Source organism: Bradyrhizobium sp. LM2.9 (genome assembly GCF_054056555.1).
Genome location: NZ_JBSRYJ010000002.1, coordinates 2,723,733 through 2,739,175, shown reverse-complemented (window position 1 = coordinate 2,739,175; position 15,443 = coordinate 2,723,733). Strand labels below are relative to the sequence as shown.

Below are 15,443 nucleotides of genomic sequence, written 5' to 3'. Positions count from 1 at the left end.
AATCCACAGCCCCGGCAAATTGCTATTTCGCACGCAGGGCTTGCAGGCCGGACACACCAAAAGGGGGCTGAATATGCCGCCGGGCACCCTTCTATTGGCGGGCGAACGCGCCTATATTCCGGCGTCTTTTCCGAGAGGTAGGAATGTTTCGATCGACCTGGGCCGCCGTCGTCACGGCACTGTGCATAGCCTTTTCGGCCAACTTCAATCCGGCCGCCGCGCAGGACCGCCGCGTCCCGTCCTCGCCCGCCGAACTGCGGCTGTCCTATGCGCCGATCGTGCAGCGGGTGCAGCCGGCGGTCGTCAACGTCTATGCCGCCAAGGTGGTGCAGAACCGCAACCCGCTGCTCGACGATCCGATTTTCCGCCGCTTCTTCGGCGCGCCCGGCCAGCAGCAGGAGCAGGTGCAGCGCTCACTTGGTTCGGGCGTGATCGTCGATGCGTCCGGGCTCGTCGTCACCAACGTCCATGTCATCGAAGGCGCCGACCAGGTCAAGGTGTCGCTGTCGGACAAGCGTGAGTTCGAGGCCGAGATCGTGCTGAAGGACTCTCGCAGCGATCTCGCGGTGTTGCGTCTCAAGGACACCAAAGAGAAGTTTCCGGCTCTCGAATTCACCAACTCGGACGAGCTGATGGTAGGCGACGTCGTGATGGCCATCGGCAATCCCTTTGGCGTCGGCCAGACTGTGACTCACGGCATCATCTCGGCGCTGGCGCGTACGCAGGTCGGTATCACCGACTACCAGTTCTTCATCCAGACCGACGCGGCGATCAATCCCGGCAATTCCGGCGGCGCGTTGGTCGACATGAACGGCAGGCTCGCAGGCATCAACACCGCGATCTATTCGCGCTCCGGCGGCTCGCAGGGGATCGGCTTCGCGATCCCCGCCAACATGGTGCGCGTCGTCGTCGCTTCCGCCAAGGGCGGCGGCAAGGCGGTGAAGCGGCCGTGGCTTGGCGCGAAATTGCAGGCGGTGACGCCCGAGATCGCCGAAAGCCTCGGCCTGCGTTCGCCCACCGGCGCGCTGGTCGCAAGCGTTGTTCCGAACGGACCGGCGGCCAAGGCCGGGCTAAAATCCTCCGACCTGATCGTCTCCATCGACGGCCAGACCGTGGATGATCCCAACGCCTTCGACTATCGCTTCGCCACACGGCCGCTCGGCGGCACGGCGCAGATCGACGTGCAGCGCGGCGGCAAGCCGGTCAGGCTGACGGTCGCGCTGGACGCCGCGCCCGATACCGGCCGCAACGAGCTCGTCATCACCGCGCGCTCGCCTCTCCAGGGCGCGAAGGTCTCGACCATCACCCCGGCGCTCGCCGACGAGCTGCATCTGGACGCCGACACCGAAGGCGTCGTGGTCACCGATCTCGGCGGCGACAGCGCGGCCGCGAATGTCGGCTTCCAGAAGGGCGACGTGATCCTGGCGGTCAACAACCAGAAGATCATCAAGACCAGCGACCTCGAAAAGGCCGCGGCCGAGCGCCAGCGCATCTGGCGCATCACGCTGGTGCGGGGCGGGCAGCAAATCAACGTCACGCTGGGCGGATGAGTCCGAAGCGACCACAGGAGACGCCAACTCTCTTTGCCGCGGCGGGGCTCGATCACGAGGCTCCGCATCCGCTGCCGGATCGGCTGCGGCCGCGCGCGCTCTCGGAGGTCGTCGGCCAGGATCACATCCTGGGTCCCGACGGCGCGCTGACGCGCATGCTGGAGACGCGCACGCTGGGGTCGCTGGTATTCTGGGGCCCGCCCGGCACCGGCAAGACCACGGTAGCGCGGCTGCTCGCGGACGCTACCGATCTGCATTTCGAGCAGATCTCCGCGGTGTTCTCCGGCGTCGCCGATTTGAAGAAAGCCTTTGAGGCCGCGCGTGCCCGCCGCGAGATGGGCAAGGGCACGCTGCTGTTCGTCGACGAGGTGCATCGTTTCAACCGCGCCCAGCAGGATTCGTTTCTGCCCGTCATGGAAGACGGCACGGTGGTGATGGTCGGCGCCACCACCGAAAATCCGTCCTTCGAGCTCAACGCGGCGCTTCTGTCCCGGGCGCGCGTGCTGGTGTTCCGCTCGCTTGACGCCGCAGCGATCGAAAAACTGTTCGCGCATGCCGAGGAGGTCGAGGGGCGCAAGCTCCCGCTCGACGAGGAAGCGCGCGCGGTGCTGGTGCGCATGGCCGATGGCGACGGCCGTGCGTCGCTGACGCTCGTCGAGGAAGTCTGGCGCGCCGCGCGCAAGGACGAGATTTTCGACGCCGCGCAATTGCAGGAGATTTTGCAGCGTCGCGCGCCCATCTACGACAAGTCGGCCGATGGCCATTACAATTTGATCTCGGCGCTGCATAAGTCGGTACGGGGTTCCGATCCCGATGCCGCGCTGTATTATCTCGCGCGCATGCTCGATGCCGGCGAGGACCCGCTGTTCCTGGCCCGGCGCGTCGTGCGCATGGCGGTGGAGGACATCGGCCTTGCCGATCCGCAGGCGCTCGTCATTGCTAATGCGGCCAAGGACGCCTTCGACTTCCTCGGCCATCCCGAGGGCGAGCTCGCGATCGCGCAGGCCGTGGTCTATCTCGCCACCGCGCCCGAAATCGAACGCCGTCTACACCGCCTTTGGCACGGCGATGCAGGTCGCAAAGCAGGCCGGCTCGCTGCTTCCGCCGAAACACATCCTGAATTCCCCGACCAAGCTGATGAAATCGGAAGGCTACGGCGCATCTTACGAATACGACCACGACACCCCGGACGCGTTCTCCGGCCAGGACTACTTTCCGGAAGCCCTGGGCCGCCAGACCTTCTACGACCCGCCCGAGCGCGGTTTTGAACGCGAGATCCGCAAGCGGCTGGATTATTGGGCCAAGTTGCGGAAGGAGCGGGGTGGCTGAGGCCAGAAGCGCCATTTCGTCGTGACGAAAGGGCACTTTTGGGCTAGGCAGGCACCATGAGCCGCCGCATCAAAAGAACCGATCCAAAGCCCCGTTCGCGCGATGAGCGCAAGGAAACACGCCCGTTCAAGGCGCGCAGCGCGAAGACAGCTGGGCCGCGGCCGGGCGGCAAGCCCGGCGCGAAGCCACCGCGCTTTGCAGCCGAGCGCATTGAGCGGCGTGTGTCGGAGCCTGCGCTGGAACAGGCTGCGCCGCCAAAGCCGGTCGAGGCGCTGCTGCCAACCAAGGTGGAGACCGTCAAGGTTACGGCCGACGAGAACAACATGCGCGTCGATCGTTTCCTCGAAGCGCGCTTTCCCGGCCTGTCGTTCTCCCACATCCAACGCGTCGTCCGCAAAGGTGAGCTGCGGGTCGACGGCAAGCGTGTCGACAGCAAGGACCGGCTGGAGGAGGGCCAGAGCGTCCGCATTCCGCCGCTGAAGCTCGACACGCCGAAGGCGCCCAATTCGCAGTCGGAGGCAGCGCAAAAGACCCTTGCTGCGTTGAAGGAAATGACGATCTACGAGGACGACGACGTTCTCGTCCTGAACAAGCCGGCCGGCCTCGCCGTGCAGGGCGGCTCGGGCATGACGCGGCACATCGACCAGATGCTCGAGGTGATGCGCGATTCCAAGGGCCAGAAGCCGCGCCTCGTGCACCGCATCGACAGGGAGACGTCGGGCTGCCTCCTGGTCGCGAAGACGCGCTTTGCCGCCTCGCATCTGACCGGCGCATTTCGTTCGCGGTCGGCGCGAAAGACCTATTGGGCGCTGGTGCCGGGCCTGCCGAAGCCGAAGCAGGGCCGCATCTCTACCTTCCTTGCGAAGGAAGAAAGCGAGGACGACACCATCATGCGCATCGCCCAGCATGGCGACGAGGGCGCAAGCCACGCGGTGACATACTATGCGGTGGTCGAGACTGCCGGCAACAAGCTGACCTGGGTGTCGCTGAAGCCGGTGACGGGGCGCACCCACCAGCTGCGCGCCCACATGGAACATATCGGCCACCCCATCGTCGGCGATCCCAAATATTTCAACATCGAGAACTGGCAACTGCCGGGCGGCCTGCAAAACCGGCTGCATCTGCTGGCGCGCCGTATCGTCATTCCGCATCCGCGCGGCGGCGTGATCGACGCCACCGCGCCATTGCCGCAGCACATGCAGCAGTCGTGGAATTTGCTCGGGCTCGATGCAACCAGATTTGATCCGATCGAGAACGCGCCGGAAGAGTAGTCGTACGGGGCGGCAGAAGGGCTGGTGACTGGGCATGGGCCGAAAACGAGATGCGCGAATTGTTCGATGAAGCTGCGGGGCGCCCGCCGCTTGATCCGCAGGAGGCGGTCCGGCATGCCGCGCGCGCGCCGCAGCGCAAGCGCTTCTACAAGGACGCCGGCGTTGCTGATGCCGAAGGCGGCTTCGCCATCACGCTTGACGGCAAGCCGATCCGTACGCCGTCCGGCCGCCAGGTCGTGATCCCGTCGCGCGCGCTGGCCGATGCGGTCGCCGCGGAATGGGCGGCTCAGGGCGAGACGATCAATCCCATGACCATGCCGCTGACCCGGATCGCCAACAGCGTGGTCGAGGGCGTCGTGGATCGCGTCGATCTCGTCAGCGACGATCTCGCGAAATACCTTCAGACTGATCTGCTGTTCTATCGCGCTGGCGATCCGGAGGGGCTGGTTGCCCGCGAGGCCGCGCATTGGGACCCCGTGCTGTTCTGGGCCGCGGAGGCGTTGGGCGCGCATTTCATCCTGTCCGAGGGCATCATGCATGTGAAGCAGCCGGATGAGGCGGTCCAGGCCGCGCGCGCTGCGCTGCCGCGGGATGCCTGGTCGGTCGCGGCGCTCCATGTGGTGACGACCCTGACCGGCTCGGCGCTGCTGGCGCTGGCGCTGACCCACGGCGTCCGCGATGCCGGCCAGGTCTGGGCGGCCGCTCATGTCGACGAGGACTGGAACGCCGAGAAATGGGGCGCGGACGAGGAGGCGGCGGGCCGCCGGGTCGCCCGCCTGCGGGATTTCGAGGCTGCCGTGGCGGTTTTGGCCGCGGTGAACCCGTCCGCGGCCGAAGGTCCTTAACGAGAGGTTTACGAGGGCGGCCTTAGGGTGGGGCGAGCGTTCCCCCGGGCCCCTCGCGATGCCGACTCCGATAAGCTCGATTGTTCCCGTCAGTGCTGCCAGCCCTGTTGCTGATGCGGCGACGCCTGATCTTGTGCTGCAGGCCGGCAGCGTAGTGGACGCAAAAGTCGTCAGCGTGCTCGCCGCCAATCTGGTGCGGATCGCGATCGCCAACCTCTCGATGGATGTGATGTCCGAGGTGGCGCTATCGCCCGGACAAAATCTCCAGCTCGCGGTGTCGCAGAACGACGGCACCATCCGGCTCGCCATTATGGGCGGGGCAGGCGAGGCGGCGGCCGATCAGGTCACGCTGACGCCGGCTGCGGCCTCGCTGGTGGACAGCCCGTCGCTGGTGCCGTCGGCGGGCGCGGCCCGCAATACCCTGAGCTCGTCCGAACAGGTCGCCGTCACAACGGCCTCGGCCGAGGCCGTTACCAAGCAGGGCAGTCAGGCGCCGCTGTTCGCCAATCTGGCAGCGGTCGTCACGGGCAGCGATCTGCCGGGAGGGCTGAAGCAGGCGGTGCTGGGCGTGCTGGCGCAGCAGACGCCGCTCGACACCGGGCTCGATGGCGGCGACATCGAATCCGCCTTCCAGAAGTCCGGCCTGTTCCTCGAGGCCTCGCTGGCCTCCGGCGCGACGCCGTCCTCTGGCACGATGCCCGACCTGAAGGCGGCATTGCTGGTGCTGCGACAGACGCTGACGACGCTCGATACCGCGACCCCACAGGGTGCCGCGACTCTTGCTGGCACCCCGGGGACACCGGAGGCCGCTGTCGCTCCGGCTCCGGCAGCAGGTGAGGCCGCGCCGACCGCATTGCCGTCAACCGGATCCGACGTCGCCCAACCGCCGCGCAACGCCAATCTCGCGGCTACCATACTGGCCGACATCGCCGGCAACTCTCCACAGGCCGCGATGCCACGAACCATGACCGCAGGCCTGGCCGCGAGCCTCCTGCAGGAGATCACGCAGAGCCTGCCGCGCATGACCGGCAACGTGCCGGGCTCAAACAAGGCCGTGCCTGACGGACATGTTCTCGAAGCCGCCTCGCGCGCGACGCCGCCGCCGGTTCGCGGCGCGTTGCCGTCGCCGCAATCTATTGCCTCGCCATCACTCGCACCGGATACGCCGCTCGCTGCGACCGTGCATCGGCTGCTCGACGACACCGATGCCGCGATCGCGCGCCAGACCTTGCTCCAGGTTGCTTCGCTCCCTGATCGCATTGACGCCAGCGGTCACAGGATCGATCCGAGCGTGCCGCAGTGGAATTTCGAGGTTCCCTTCGCAACGCCGCAGGGCACCGCAATGGCGCAGTTCGAAATCTCGCGCGACGGCGGCAATGAATCCGCCGATCCCGCCAAGCGCGCATGGCGCGCGCGCTTCACGCTCAATGTCGAGCCGGCCGGTCCCGTGCATGCTCTGATTACGCTCAACGGCGACAAGACCTTCGTGCGGATATGGGCGGAGCGGCCGGCGACGGCGCAGCAGCTCCGCGCAGGAATCGGCGAGCTCAACCAGGCCCTGACCAGGGCCGAGCTCAAGCCCGGCGACATCCTGGTCCGCGAAGGCACCCCGCCACAGCCCGCACCGGCCCGCGCCGGCCACTTCCTGGATCGCGCCACATGAGCGACCCGTCGAAGCTTGCGATTGCGCTACATTACGAGAAGGGCAGCAACGCGCCGGTCGTCGTCGCCAAGGGCAAGGGCACGATCGGCGAAAAGATCGTCGAGATCGCCAAGGCCAACGACATACCGATCGAGGAGAACGAGATCTTGGCCGGCGCGCTGTCCAAGGTCGAACTCGGCGAGGAGATCCCGCCCGATCTCTACAAGGCCGTCGCCGAAGTGCTGGTATTCGTGCTGCGGCTGTCGGGCAGGCGGTAGAGCATGATCCGGACCCGAAGGGCCGCGTTAGCGCAAAGTGTGCAGCGGTTTTCCGAAGAGATCATGCTCAAGAAATAACCTGTTATCGTTTCACCACGATAGCGACCGCATGGTCGCGGCCATCTTCATCGCGTAACGGACACCGCCAGTGCTCACCCGCCGTTCCACCCTCGGCCTTCTCGCCGCTGCCGCTTTGCCATCGCGTGCATTCGCCCATGTCGCGCCGCCACGCAACGAGATCCGTGACAGCCTCGCAAAGCGCTTCACCGACCTCGGCACGGACGGGACGTTCGTCGGTTACAAGGTCGAGGACTATCTGATCGTTGCGAGCGACAAGGAGCGTTCGGGCGAAGCGAAGCTGCCGGCTTCGACCTTCAAGATTCCGAATTCGCTGATTGCGCTCGAAACTGGCGTCGTCGCCGATCCCGACAAGGACGTATTTCCCTGGGATGGCGTGAAGCGTCCGATCGAGGCCTGGAACAAGGATCACACGCTGCGCAGCGCGATCGCGGTGAGCGCGGTGCCGGTCTATCAGGAGATCGCGCGCCGGATCGGGCAAGAGCGCATGCAAAAGTATGTCGATCTGTTCGACTACGGCAATCGCGACATCGGCGGCGGCATCGACCAGTTCTGGCTCACCGGCGCCTTGCGCATCGATCCGGTCGAGCAGGTCGATTTCGTCGACCGGCTGCGCCGCCGCGCGCTGCCGATTTCCAAGCGCAGCCAGGATCTCGTCGCTGACATCCTGCCGGTGACCAAAGTCGGGGATAGCGTCATACGCGCCAAGTCAGGACTTCTCGGCGCCGAGCGCGGCGAGCCGTCGCTTGGCTGGATGGTGGGCTGGGCCGAGAAGGGTGCAGCGCACACCGTGTTCGCGCTCAACATGGACTGCAAGGAGCCGCGTCTGGTCGGCGAGCGCATGCCGCTGACGCAAGCCTGCCTTGCCGAGATCGGCGCGGTCTAGCGCTACCACGCTGGCGCCGCTCGATTAGCATCCCCCGGGTCAAGAAAAACCGGGAGGACAAAATGAATTCAACGCCACTCTGGCTGTCGTCGCTCACGCTTGCCGCCACAGGTGGCTGGCTCGCCGCCACGATGTTTGCAGCGCCCGCCACCAGCAAGGAGCCGCGCTTTCCGCAGCTCACGATGGACCAGCTCGACGCCAAGCAGAAGCCGCTCGGCGAGCAGATCATGAAGGTGTCGAGCGTCGGCATCGGCGGTCCGTACAATCCGATGATCCGCAGTCCCGTGCTCGGCCAGCGCCTGTTCGATCTGTTCTATTATCTGCGCTGGGAAACCTCGGTCCCGACCAAGCTCAACGAGTTTGCGATCTTGATCATCGGGCGGCAGTGGCGCTCGCAGGTCGAGTGGTACGCCCATGCGCCGCTCGCGGCCAAGGCGGGTCTGTCGGCCGACATTATCGCGGAGCTGAAGGCCAACAAGCGGCCGTCGAAGATGGCCGAGGACGAGACCGTCGTCTACGACTTCGTCACCGAACTCACCACGACCAAGAAGGTCGGCGACGAAACCTATGCGCGCGCTAGGAAGGTCTTCAACGATCAGCAGATCGTCGACCTCACCGCGCTCGCAGGCAACTATGTGATGGTCGCCATGCTGCTGGCGATGGCGGAAGAGACGGTGCCGCCGGACAAGCAGGAGCCGTTCAAGGCGGGTGAGCCGTAGAGCTCGTCATTGCGCGGAGTGGGTCAGGCGTCCTTCTGCCGGCCGATCCGGCCGAGATGGGTGAAGCCGAACCCGGCCGCATATTTCAGGCCATAGCCGAGCGTCCGGTCGAGGCCGATATGGGCGAGCCAGATCAAGGCGATGGACAGGGTGAGCGGCGAGGCGAGGCCGAAGCCAAGCGTCATCAGCGCGACCGGCGCCATGTAGCTGTGGGCGGCGTTGTAGACCAGCGCGCCGAATTTGGCGTCGGCAAGATAGGCGAGAAAACTCAGATCGGGGACCAGGAAGAGCAGGGCAAAGACTGCCCAAGAGCCGTCCCAGGTCCAGTAGAGCATCACCATCCCCACAAACAAGGTCAGGCCCTCCAGCCGCAGCACGATGTTGACGCCGCCCGTCGCCGCGCCCGTCTCAGCCGTTCCTTCGGTCATGCTCGCCTCCCAGGCAAAACTTTGTAATTCCTTGCGCTTTCGCGCTGCGGCAAGGCAGCTCTGCGGCGCCGAAAGCGGCTTCCCGGCCTGTAAAATGCCGTGTTAGAACCCCGGCAATCGCATTTAGGCTAAGAACTGGCGGGAGCAAATGAAGAATATCCTGGACGCCCTCGAAGACCGTCGCGCCGGCGCAAAGCTCGGCGGCGGGGAGAAGCGCATCGAGGCGCAGCACGCCCGCGGCAAGCTGACCGCGCGCGAGCGCATCGAGCTCTTGCTCGACAAGGGATCGTTCGAGGAATTCGACATGTTCGTCGAGCACCGCTCCATCGAGTTCGGCATGGAGAAGAACAAGGTGCCCGGCGACGGCGTTGTCACCGGCTGGGGCACTGTCAACGGCCGCAAGACGTTCGTCTTCGCCAAGGATTTTACGGTGTTCGGCGGGTCGCTCTCTGAAACGCACGCGCTGAAGATCACAAAACTTCAGGACATGGCGATGAAGGCGCGGGCGCCGATCATCGGCCTCTATGACGCGGGCGGCGCCCGCATCCAGGAGGGGCGTAGCTGCCTTGGCCGGTTATTCCTACGTGTTCCGCCGCAACGTGCTCGCCTCGGGCGTGATCCCGCAGATCTCCGTGATCATGGGCCCCTGCGCCGGCGGCGACGTCTATTCGCCGGCCATGACCGATTTCATCTTCATGGTGAAGAACACCAGCTACATGTTCGTCACCGGCCCGGACGTGGTGAAGACCGTCACCAACGAGGTCGTCACCGCGGAAGAACTCGGCGGCGCTTCGGTGCACGCCACGCGCTCCTCGATCGCGGACGGCGCCTTCGAGAACGACGTCGAGACGCTGCTGCAGATGCGGCGCCTGATCGACTTCCTGCCGTCCAACAACACCGACGGCGTGCCGGAATGGCCGAGCTTCGACGACATCGGCCGCGTCGACATGTCCCTGGACACGCTGATCCCGGACAATCCGAACAAGCCCTACGACATGAAGGAGCTGATCCTGAAGGTCGTGGACGAAGGCGACTTCTTCGAGATCGCGGACGCCCTTCGCCAAGAACATCGTCACCGGATTCGGCCGCATCGCCGGCCGCACGGTGGGCTTCGTCGCCAATCAGCCGATGGTGCTGGCCGGCGTGCTCGACAGCGACGCTTCGCGCAAAGCCGCGCGCTTCGTCCGCTTCTGCGACGCCTTCAACATTCCGATCGTCACCTTCGTCGACGTGCCGGGCTTCCTGCCCGGCACCGCGCAGGAATATGGCGGCCTGATCAAGCACGGCGCGAAATTGCTGTTCGCCTACTCGCAGTGCACCGTGCCGCTGGTGACCATCATCACCCGCAAGGCCTATGGCGGCGCCTTCGACGTCATGGCCTCCAAGGAGATCGGCGCCGACATGAACTATGCATGGCCGACCGCCCAGATCGCGGTGATGGGCGCCAAGGGTGCGGTCGAGATCATCTTCCGCGCCGACATCGGCGACCCCGACAAGATCGCGGCCCGCACCAAGGAGTACGAAGACCGCTTCCTGTCGCCGTTCATCGCCGCCGAGCGCGGCTACATCGACGACGTCATCATGCCGCACTCGACGCGAAAACGGATTGCAAGGGCGTTGTCGATGCTGAAGGACAAGAAGGTGGAAACGCCTGCGAAGAAGCACGACAATTTGCCGTTGTGAGGAACTTACAGCGGCTATTCTGTACAAAATCGCGTGGTGCCCCTGAACGGACTCGACTATATTGGTGCGATGACTGACGCTCTCAAGAAACTAATCGAAGCTGCGAAGACCGCCAATCCGTCCCCCGAACACCGGGAGGAGCAGCGGCGCAGCTTCGTATATGGCAACACCCATTTCGAGAATTCGCTTATTACGCGCGAAATGGTGGACCGTGAGGCCGAAAAATTGGCCAAGGAAAAGAAATGACAAGCGAAGAGCGTGAACGGCGCGATAGCCGTGCGCTCGAACCTGAGTTAATTACAGATCCTCAGCAGAAGGCCGCTGCGGAAGCTCGGAACGGGTTCCGCCAATACGACGCAGCCATTGGTGCGATCCATACGGCCCTTGAGCGGGGCTCATTCAAGCTCCGCCCCTCACTCATCCTCGGTTTGCAGCGAGAAGCCTTAGCAGGTATCAGCTCCTATGCTGGAAACTATCGCCCCGGTGGCGTTGCCATCGAGGGAAGTAAGCATGAGCCCGTCGGTGCACATCTGGTCCCCGAACTCGTTGAGGACATGTGCGACTACGTCAATGATCACTGGGAAGCTAGCACGCCGATCCATCTCGCCGCTTACGTCATGTGGCGGCTAAACTGGATTCATCCGTTCGCGGATGGGAACGGTCGTACCTCCCGAATTGTCTCATATGTTGTGCTTTCGGTTCGCGCTGGTGCGGTTCTGCCAGGCACGCCAACGATACCAGATCAAATCATCGACAACCGAAAGCCCTATTTTGACGCGTTGGATGAAGCAGATTTGGTCTTTCGCGGCGGAGGCCGGATCGACGTTTCGAAGATGGAAGATTTGTTGGCCTCACTGTTAGCGAACCAACTTGCGGAATTCTATAAATCGGTTGGGGGCAAGCTACCTAGCTAAGCGAAGGACTTCGCCGCTAGGCTTTATTCGCAATCGAGCTTCCCAAATTTTGAAATCCGATGACCGAAACCGATCCGACCGACGAGATTTCAGACCTTGAAGACCGGATCGCGGCGCTGGCCGAGATTGCCGAGCGATGCCGGAAGTATATTCTGGCGTCCAAGGTCGCGATCGGCGGCGGGGCTGCACTGTTGCTGATCACGATCCTCGGTCTGTTCGGGACAGGTCAGACCGCCGCGCTGGGATCAGTAGCTCTCGTGCTCGGTGGGATCGTCTCGCTCGGCTCGAACGTCAGTACGCTGCGACAGACTGACGAGGCCATCGGTGCTGCGGAGGCGCGCCGTTCAGCTTTGATCAGCAGCTTCGACCTTCGCGTGGTCGCCGATACGCCGATGAAGCTCGTGTAACGAGCTGCCTTATGCCGCGGCCTTGTGCGTCAGCACCTGCAACTCCGTGCGGCATTCGGCTGCGAGCGCCTGAAGGCGTTGCGCGGTTTGTTGGTCGAGGATCGCCTTTGCCAGGCGCTCGGCGCGGGCAAGCTGGTCTTTGAGATATTCGATGCGGGCCATGTGTCACCTTCCGCCCTGATAATTGAAGCCGTTTGCTTCGTTCCGATGGTCGCGATCGTATGGCCAATGCCGGGCTAGTTATGTGAGGCACGTCACGCAGATCGTACGGCGTCCGCCGCGGCGAAATGCGCCATCTGGTCGGCGCGGGCCTTGACGAAGGCGGGGCGCGCCGTAGCGCGGGTGACGTAGGCGCGGCAGGCCGGATGTTCCGCCAAACCGTCGAAGCGATCGACGGGGCGCAGCACGTCCGACATCAGGATGTCGGCGATGGAGAAGGAGGCCGCCAGCCATTCGCGGCCGGCCAGCACGGGCTCAAGATGCTTGAGGCGGAGCTTGAGGAAGCCGTCCACGAATTTCCACGCCGGCGTATCGCCCGCATCGCCCATGAACTTCAGCATCGACCACGGCAGGCTTGGCATCTCCACCGAATTGAGTGCGGCGAACACCCACGCGATCGCTTCGCTGCGGCCGCGCGGATCAGTCGGGATCAGCTTTGCGCTGCGTTCGCCGAGATGGAGCAGGATAGCGCCGCTCTCGAAGATCGAGATGTCGCCGTCGGTGAGCCACGGCACCTGCCCAAAGGGCTGGTGCGCGAAATGCGCAGCGTCGCGGTCACCGAACGGCACGCTCGCAACGCGATACGGCAAGGCAGCTTCTTCAAGGGCCCAGCGCACGCGAAGGTCCCGCACGAAGCCGCGAGGCATCTCGGGAACCCAATCGAAGGTGGTCAGGGTGAGGTCGGCCATGCGGTGTCTCCGTGCTGTCTGGGCATAGGACGGATGAAGCGAGTATGTTCCGACAGCGTCGCCAACTCTTTTGTCGTCGGCGCCGTAAACCGGTTAATCTCACCCCACAAACAGGAGGAACCCTGATGCCGTCAGCCTTCTTCGTCGTTCGTGCCACCGTCACCGATGCCGGCAAGCGCGCCGCCTTCGACAGATGGTACGAGACGGAACATCTGCCCGACGCGGTGAAGGCGTTCGGTGTGAGCAAGGCGTGGCGGTTCTGGAGCCTGGACGATCCGTCGCTGCATCAGGCGATGTATCAGTTCGACGACGAGGCCAGGCTCGCGGCGATGCTGAAGGGCGATGCCTTGAAGCAGCTGGTCGCCGATTTCAACCGCGATTGGCCCGACGTGAAGCGCACGCGCGAAACGCTGGTGGTGGCGCAGGAGTTTGGGAAATAGCGCACCGGCGTTGTAGCCCGGCGTCGGGGCTACGAAACCTCTCACTTCGCAACTAACCTGAATGCGGGATTCAGCTTTGGTTCATGTCGTGACCACGACACTGCCTCTGCATCACTTGCTCGATAGCCCAGAGGACATGCCATGGAGCGCCGGAACTTCTTGAAATTTGCAATCGGTGTCGCTGCCGGAGCCGCCGCGTTCACCACCGCCGCACAGGCCGCGCCGCTGGCGCCGCACCCGCTCGGTGATCCCGGCATGCCGCAGCGCAATCCGGACGCTCATCCCGCAGTCACCAGCAGCGATGAAGCGGCGCAATTGAAACCGGAACAGGTGCATTGGCGCGGCCACGGCCACTGGCATCGCCGTCACTGGGGCTGGCGCCGCCGGCGCTGGCATCGCCGCCATTGGTAACCGCTCGTCGATCGACATCGGGACGGGGATCGCGGTTGCGACCCCCGTTTGATTCGGAGCCGCTTGCAGGAACGCGGACCAACTGTTTGGAGACGTCTCAAAAAGAAAATGGCCGCGGGCTTTCGCCGCGCGGCCATTTCGCTATGCGAAAAAAACGAGATCAGAGCGGGCGGCAGCGGCCGGCGTACCAGCGGAAGCCGTAGGGGCACACGCGCGCGCGCGGCACGACCACGACAGGGGCCGGCGCAACCACGATCGGACGGGGGCGGACAACGACCGGACCGCGCATCGGCCGGCAACCGCCATAGGCGCCGCGATGCCAGCCGGGGCCGCAACCGCCGGCGGCGCTGGCCGCCTCGCTGAAACCAACGACCGCGCTGGCGAGCATCACGGCGGCAAACAGGTATTTCATTTGATCTTCCTTCTCGTCTTTGGGGCAGGCTTTGGAGGGCAGGCTTTGGCGGGCAGGATTGGGGCAGGTTCTAGGAGGGCTTGGCGCTTTCGGCGCACAATGAATCAAAAGACACGATTCGACACGTTAAAGCTCGCAACATGCCGACACGACGCGACGCAGATCTGCCAATCATGACCTGAATGCGGCATGAACATTCCCCGCAGGCGGCCTCAGGCGACGGCAATGGCGTTAGCGGCCGAGAAAGCCCAGGACCAGCTCCTTGTACTTCTCCGGTGATTCCAGGAAGACGAGATGGCCGGTGTCCGGGATCACCTCGGCCCGCGCGTTCGGCATCTTCGCAGCCAGTGCCTTAGCCAGTTCGGCGTTCTGCCCCATTTTCGCGCGCAGCGCCTCCGGTGCGTTCGGTCGGCCCGGTGCGTTGTGGTCGTCGGCACCCATGATGAACAGCGTCGGCTCGGTGATCAGCGCGACCTCGTGCGCCACCGGCTCGCGATAGATCATCTGGCCGGAGCTGACAAAGGCGCGCAGCCAGCGTGGATAATCAGGACTGCCCTTGATGTTGAAGCGGGCGTCGATGAACGGCGTGATCGCGTCCGGCGGCAGCTTGATCGCGTAATTGGTCTGGAGCTGCTTGCGATAGCCTTCGGCCGTGAGCTTGTCTTCGGTCTGGAAAATCTTCTCGGTCGGTGTCGGCGGCACGTAGAGGCGGTAGTCTTCCAGCCCAATTGGGGCCGTCAGAACAAGGTGAGCGACGCGGTCGGGATAGGCGCGGGCGATGCGCACGCCCAGCATGCCCCCGAGCGAATGGGCGACGATCTCCGCTTTTTCGATCTTGAGATGATCGAGTAGCGCCATCGTATTGCGTGCCAGTGTGTCGAAATGCAGCTCACCCGTCGGCTTGGAGGATTTGCCGAAGCCGATCTGGTCCGGCACCACGACGCGGAAACCGGCCTCGCTCAGCATCTTGATGACAGGCGCCCAATAGCTCGACGGGAAATTGCGCCCATGCAGCAGCACCACGGTGCGGCCGTTCGGCCGCGCAGCCGCAACATCCATATAGGCCATGCTGAGCTGCTCGCCGTCATTGGTCACAGGCAGCAATTGCACGGGGTAGGGATAGGCAAAGCCTTCGAGCGCGACGCCGTAGGGCTCGCGCGAGGCGGTGTCGGCGGCGCGAGTGGAGGTGAGCGGAGAGGCGATGAGGGCGGCGGCGAGCGCGGCCAAAGCGAAGCGGTTCAT

General features: G+C 64.4%; 17 protein-coding genes and 2 pseudogenes. 14 read left to right on the top strand and 5 right to left on the bottom strand.

Annotated features, from left to right (window positions below):
* The first annotated feature begins 143 nt into the window (after positions 1 to 143).
* The 8 genes and pseudogenes from ACVWW3_RS14750 to ACVWW3_RS14715 all read left to right on the top strand — a co-directional run bounded on the left by ACVWW3_RS14750 (position 144) and on the right by ACVWW3_RS14715 (position 8,598).
* Positions 144 to 1,550 carry a DegQ family serine endoprotease gene (locus tag ACVWW3_RS14750; RefSeq protein ID WP_456671996.1) on the top strand — a complete coding sequence of 469 codons (1,407 nt, stop codon included), beginning with the start codon at positions 144 to 146 and terminating at the stop codon, positions 1,548 to 1,550.
* Positions 1,547 to 2,879 (top strand): annotated as a pseudogene (locus ACVWW3_RS14745) (replication-associated recombination protein A). Before ACVWW3_RS14750 ends, ACVWW3_RS14745 begins: the two are co-directional and overlap by 4 nt.
* 56 nt (positions 2,880 to 2,935) lie before the next feature.
* Positions 2,936 to 4,150 carry an RluA family pseudouridine synthase gene (locus tag ACVWW3_RS14740; protein WP_456649503.1) on the top strand — a complete coding sequence of 405 codons (1,215 nt, stop codon included), beginning with the start codon at positions 2,936 to 2,938 and terminating at the stop codon, positions 4,148 to 4,150.
* A gap of 50 nt (positions 4,151 to 4,200) precedes the next feature.
* Positions 4,201 to 4,995, top strand: a complete 795-nt coding sequence (locus ACVWW3_RS14735) for an ATP12 family chaperone protein (RefSeq protein WP_456649504.1) — start codon at positions 4,201 to 4,203, stop codon at positions 4,993 to 4,995.
* A gap of 58 nt (positions 4,996 to 5,053) precedes the next feature.
* Positions 5,054 to 6,658, top strand: a complete 1,605-nt coding sequence (fliK, locus tag ACVWW3_RS14730) for a flagellar hook-length control protein FliK (RefSeq protein WP_456671995.1) — start codon at positions 5,054 to 5,056, stop codon at positions 6,656 to 6,658.
* Positions 6,655 to 6,915 (top strand): EscU/YscU/HrcU family type III secretion system export apparatus switch protein, encoded by a 261-nt coding sequence (locus ACVWW3_RS14725; protein ID WP_007603059.1) that lies wholly within the window; start codon positions 6,655 to 6,657, stop codon positions 6,913 to 6,915. Before fliK ends, ACVWW3_RS14725 begins: the two co-directional genes overlap by 4 nt.
* Positions 6,916 to 7,063: 148 nt before the next feature.
* Positions 7,064 to 7,879 carry a class D beta-lactamase gene (blaOXA, locus tag ACVWW3_RS14720; RefSeq protein ID WP_456649505.1) on the top strand — a complete coding sequence of 272 codons (816 nt, stop codon included), beginning with the start codon at positions 7,064 to 7,066 and terminating at the stop codon, positions 7,877 to 7,879.
* A 62-nt stretch (positions 7,880 to 7,941) separates the two neighbouring features.
* The gene (locus tag ACVWW3_RS14715) at positions 7,942 to 8,598 is read left to right on the top strand and encodes a carboxymuconolactone decarboxylase family protein (RefSeq protein WP_456649506.1); all 657 of its coding nucleotides are present in this window, start codon (positions 7,942 to 7,944) and stop codon (positions 8,596 to 8,598) included.
* 23 nt (positions 8,599 to 8,621) lie between these two features.
* On the opposite strand, the gene ACVWW3_RS14710 is transcribed toward ACVWW3_RS14715, so the two are convergent.
* The gene (locus ACVWW3_RS14710; RefSeq protein ID WP_456649507.1) at positions 8,622 to 9,026 is read right to left on the bottom strand and encodes a DUF4260 domain-containing protein; all 405 of its coding nucleotides are present in this window, start codon (positions 9,024 to 9,026) and stop codon (positions 8,622 to 8,624) included.
* A gap of 148 nt (positions 9,027 to 9,174) precedes the next feature.
* Here ACVWW3_RS14710 and ACVWW3_RS14705 point away from each other — a divergent pair.
* The 4 genes and pseudogenes from ACVWW3_RS14705 (at position 9,175) to ACVWW3_RS14690 (ending at position 12,030) form a co-directional block, all read left to right on the top strand.
* Positions 9,175 to 10,709 (top strand): annotated as a pseudogene (locus tag ACVWW3_RS14705) (acyl-CoA carboxylase subunit beta).
* 33 nt (positions 10,710 to 10,742) lie between these two features.
* On the top strand, positions 10,743 to 10,955 hold the full coding sequence (locus ACVWW3_RS14700; RefSeq protein ID WP_247341278.1) for a hypothetical protein: 213 nt from the start codon (positions 10,743 to 10,745) through the stop codon (positions 10,953 to 10,955).
* A complete protein-coding gene (locus ACVWW3_RS14695) occupies positions 10,952 to 11,623 on the top strand; it encodes a Fic family protein (RefSeq protein WP_456649508.1) in 672 nt (223 codons plus the stop codon). The genes ACVWW3_RS14700 and ACVWW3_RS14695 overlap by 4 nt, the downstream gene beginning before the upstream one ends.
* Before the next feature lie 59 nt (positions 11,624 to 11,682).
* Positions 11,683 to 12,030, top strand: coding sequence for a hypothetical protein (locus ACVWW3_RS14690; protein WP_456649509.1), 348 nt, complete (start codon positions 11,683 to 11,685; stop codon positions 12,028 to 12,030).
* A 9-nt stretch (positions 12,031 to 12,039) separates the two neighbouring features.
* On the opposite strand, the gene ACVWW3_RS14685 is transcribed toward ACVWW3_RS14690, so the two are convergent.
* Positions 12,040 to 12,192 (bottom strand): hypothetical protein, encoded by a 153-nt coding sequence (locus ACVWW3_RS14685; protein WP_247341228.1) that lies wholly within the window; start codon positions 12,190 to 12,192, stop codon positions 12,040 to 12,042.
* 92 nt (positions 12,193 to 12,284) lie between these two features.
* Positions 12,285 to 12,938, bottom strand: a complete 654-nt coding sequence (locus ACVWW3_RS14680) for a glutathione S-transferase family protein (protein WP_456649510.1) — start codon at positions 12,936 to 12,938, stop codon at positions 12,285 to 12,287.
* 125 nt (positions 12,939 to 13,063) lie between these two features.
* On the opposite strand from ACVWW3_RS14680, the gene ACVWW3_RS14675 reads away from it, so the two are divergent.
* Positions 13,064 to 13,378: a hypothetical protein gene (locus ACVWW3_RS14675; protein WP_456649511.1), complete on the top strand. Its 315-nt coding sequence runs from the start codon at positions 13,064 to 13,066 to the stop codon at positions 13,376 to 13,378.
* 141 nt (positions 13,379 to 13,519) lie between these two features.
* A complete protein-coding gene (locus tag ACVWW3_RS14670) occupies positions 13,520 to 13,789 on the top strand; it encodes a twin-arginine translocation signal domain-containing protein (protein WP_247445953.1) in 270 nt (89 codons plus the stop codon).
* A 160-nt stretch (positions 13,790 to 13,949) separates the two neighbouring features.
* On the opposite strand, the gene ACVWW3_RS14665 is transcribed toward ACVWW3_RS14670, so the two are convergent.
* Both ACVWW3_RS14665 and ACVWW3_RS14660 read right to left on the bottom strand, forming a co-directional pair.
* Positions 13,950 to 14,201, bottom strand: a complete 252-nt coding sequence (locus ACVWW3_RS14665; protein WP_247341239.1) for a GCG_CRPN prefix-to-repeats domain-containing protein — start codon at positions 14,199 to 14,201, stop codon at positions 13,950 to 13,952.
* A 231-nt stretch (positions 14,202 to 14,432) separates the two neighbouring features.
* On the bottom strand, positions 14,433 to 15,443 hold the full coding sequence (locus tag ACVWW3_RS14660) for an alpha/beta fold hydrolase (protein ID WP_456649512.1): 1,011 nt from the start codon (positions 15,441 to 15,443) through the stop codon (positions 14,433 to 14,435).

Excerpts from the sequence above, each read along its gene's own strand:
- ACVWW3_RS14750 (WP_456671996.1), top strand. The coding sequence starts at position 144 with ATGTTTCGATCGACCTGGGCCGCCGTCGTCACGGCACTGTGCATAGCC.
- ACVWW3_RS14740 (WP_456649503.1), top strand. The coding sequence starts at position 2,936 with ATGAGCCGCCGCATCAAAAGAACCGATCCAAAGCCCCGTTCGCGCGAT.
- ACVWW3_RS14735 (WP_456649504.1), top strand. The coding sequence starts at position 4,201 with ATGCGCGAATTGTTCGATGAAGCTGCGGGGCGCCCGCCGCTTGATCCG.
- fliK (WP_456671995.1), top strand. The coding sequence starts at position 5,054 with ATGCCGACTCCGATAAGCTCGATTGTTCCCGTCAGTGCTGCCAGCCCT.
- ACVWW3_RS14725 (WP_007603059.1), top strand. The coding sequence starts at position 6,655 with ATGAGCGACCCGTCGAAGCTTGCGATTGCGCTACATTACGAGAAGGGC.
- ACVWW3_RS14715 (WP_456649506.1), top strand. The coding sequence starts at position 7,942 with ATGAATTCAACGCCACTCTGGCTGTCGTCGCTCACGCTTGCCGCCACA.
- ACVWW3_RS14710 (WP_456649507.1), bottom strand. The coding sequence starts at position 9,026 with ATGACCGAAGGAACGGCTGAGACGGGCGCGGCGACGGGCGGCGTCAAC.
- ACVWW3_RS14695 (WP_456649508.1), top strand. The coding sequence starts at position 10,952 with ATGACAAGCGAAGAGCGTGAACGGCGCGATAGCCGTGCGCTCGAACCT.
- ACVWW3_RS14690 (WP_456649509.1), top strand. The coding sequence starts at position 11,683 with ATGACCGAAACCGATCCGACCGACGAGATTTCAGACCTTGAAGACCGG.
- ACVWW3_RS14685 (WP_247341228.1), bottom strand. The coding sequence starts at position 12,192 with ATGGCCCGCATCGAATATCTCAAAGACCAGCTTGCCCGCGCCGAGCGC.
- ACVWW3_RS14680 (WP_456649510.1), bottom strand. The coding sequence starts at position 12,938 with ATGGCCGACCTCACCCTGACCACCTTCGATTGGGTTCCCGAGATGCCT.
- ACVWW3_RS14675 (WP_456649511.1), top strand. The coding sequence starts at position 13,064 with ATGCCGTCAGCCTTCTTCGTCGTTCGTGCCACCGTCACCGATGCCGGC.
- ACVWW3_RS14670 (WP_247445953.1), top strand. The coding sequence starts at position 13,520 with ATGGAGCGCCGGAACTTCTTGAAATTTGCAATCGGTGTCGCTGCCGGA.
- ACVWW3_RS14665 (WP_247341239.1), bottom strand. The coding sequence starts at position 14,201 with ATGAAATACCTGTTTGCCGCCGTGATGCTCGCCAGCGCGGTCGTTGGT.
- ACVWW3_RS14660 (WP_456649512.1), bottom strand. The coding sequence starts at position 15,443 with ATGAACCGCTTCGCTTTGGCCGCGCTCGCCGCCGCCCTCATCGCCTCT.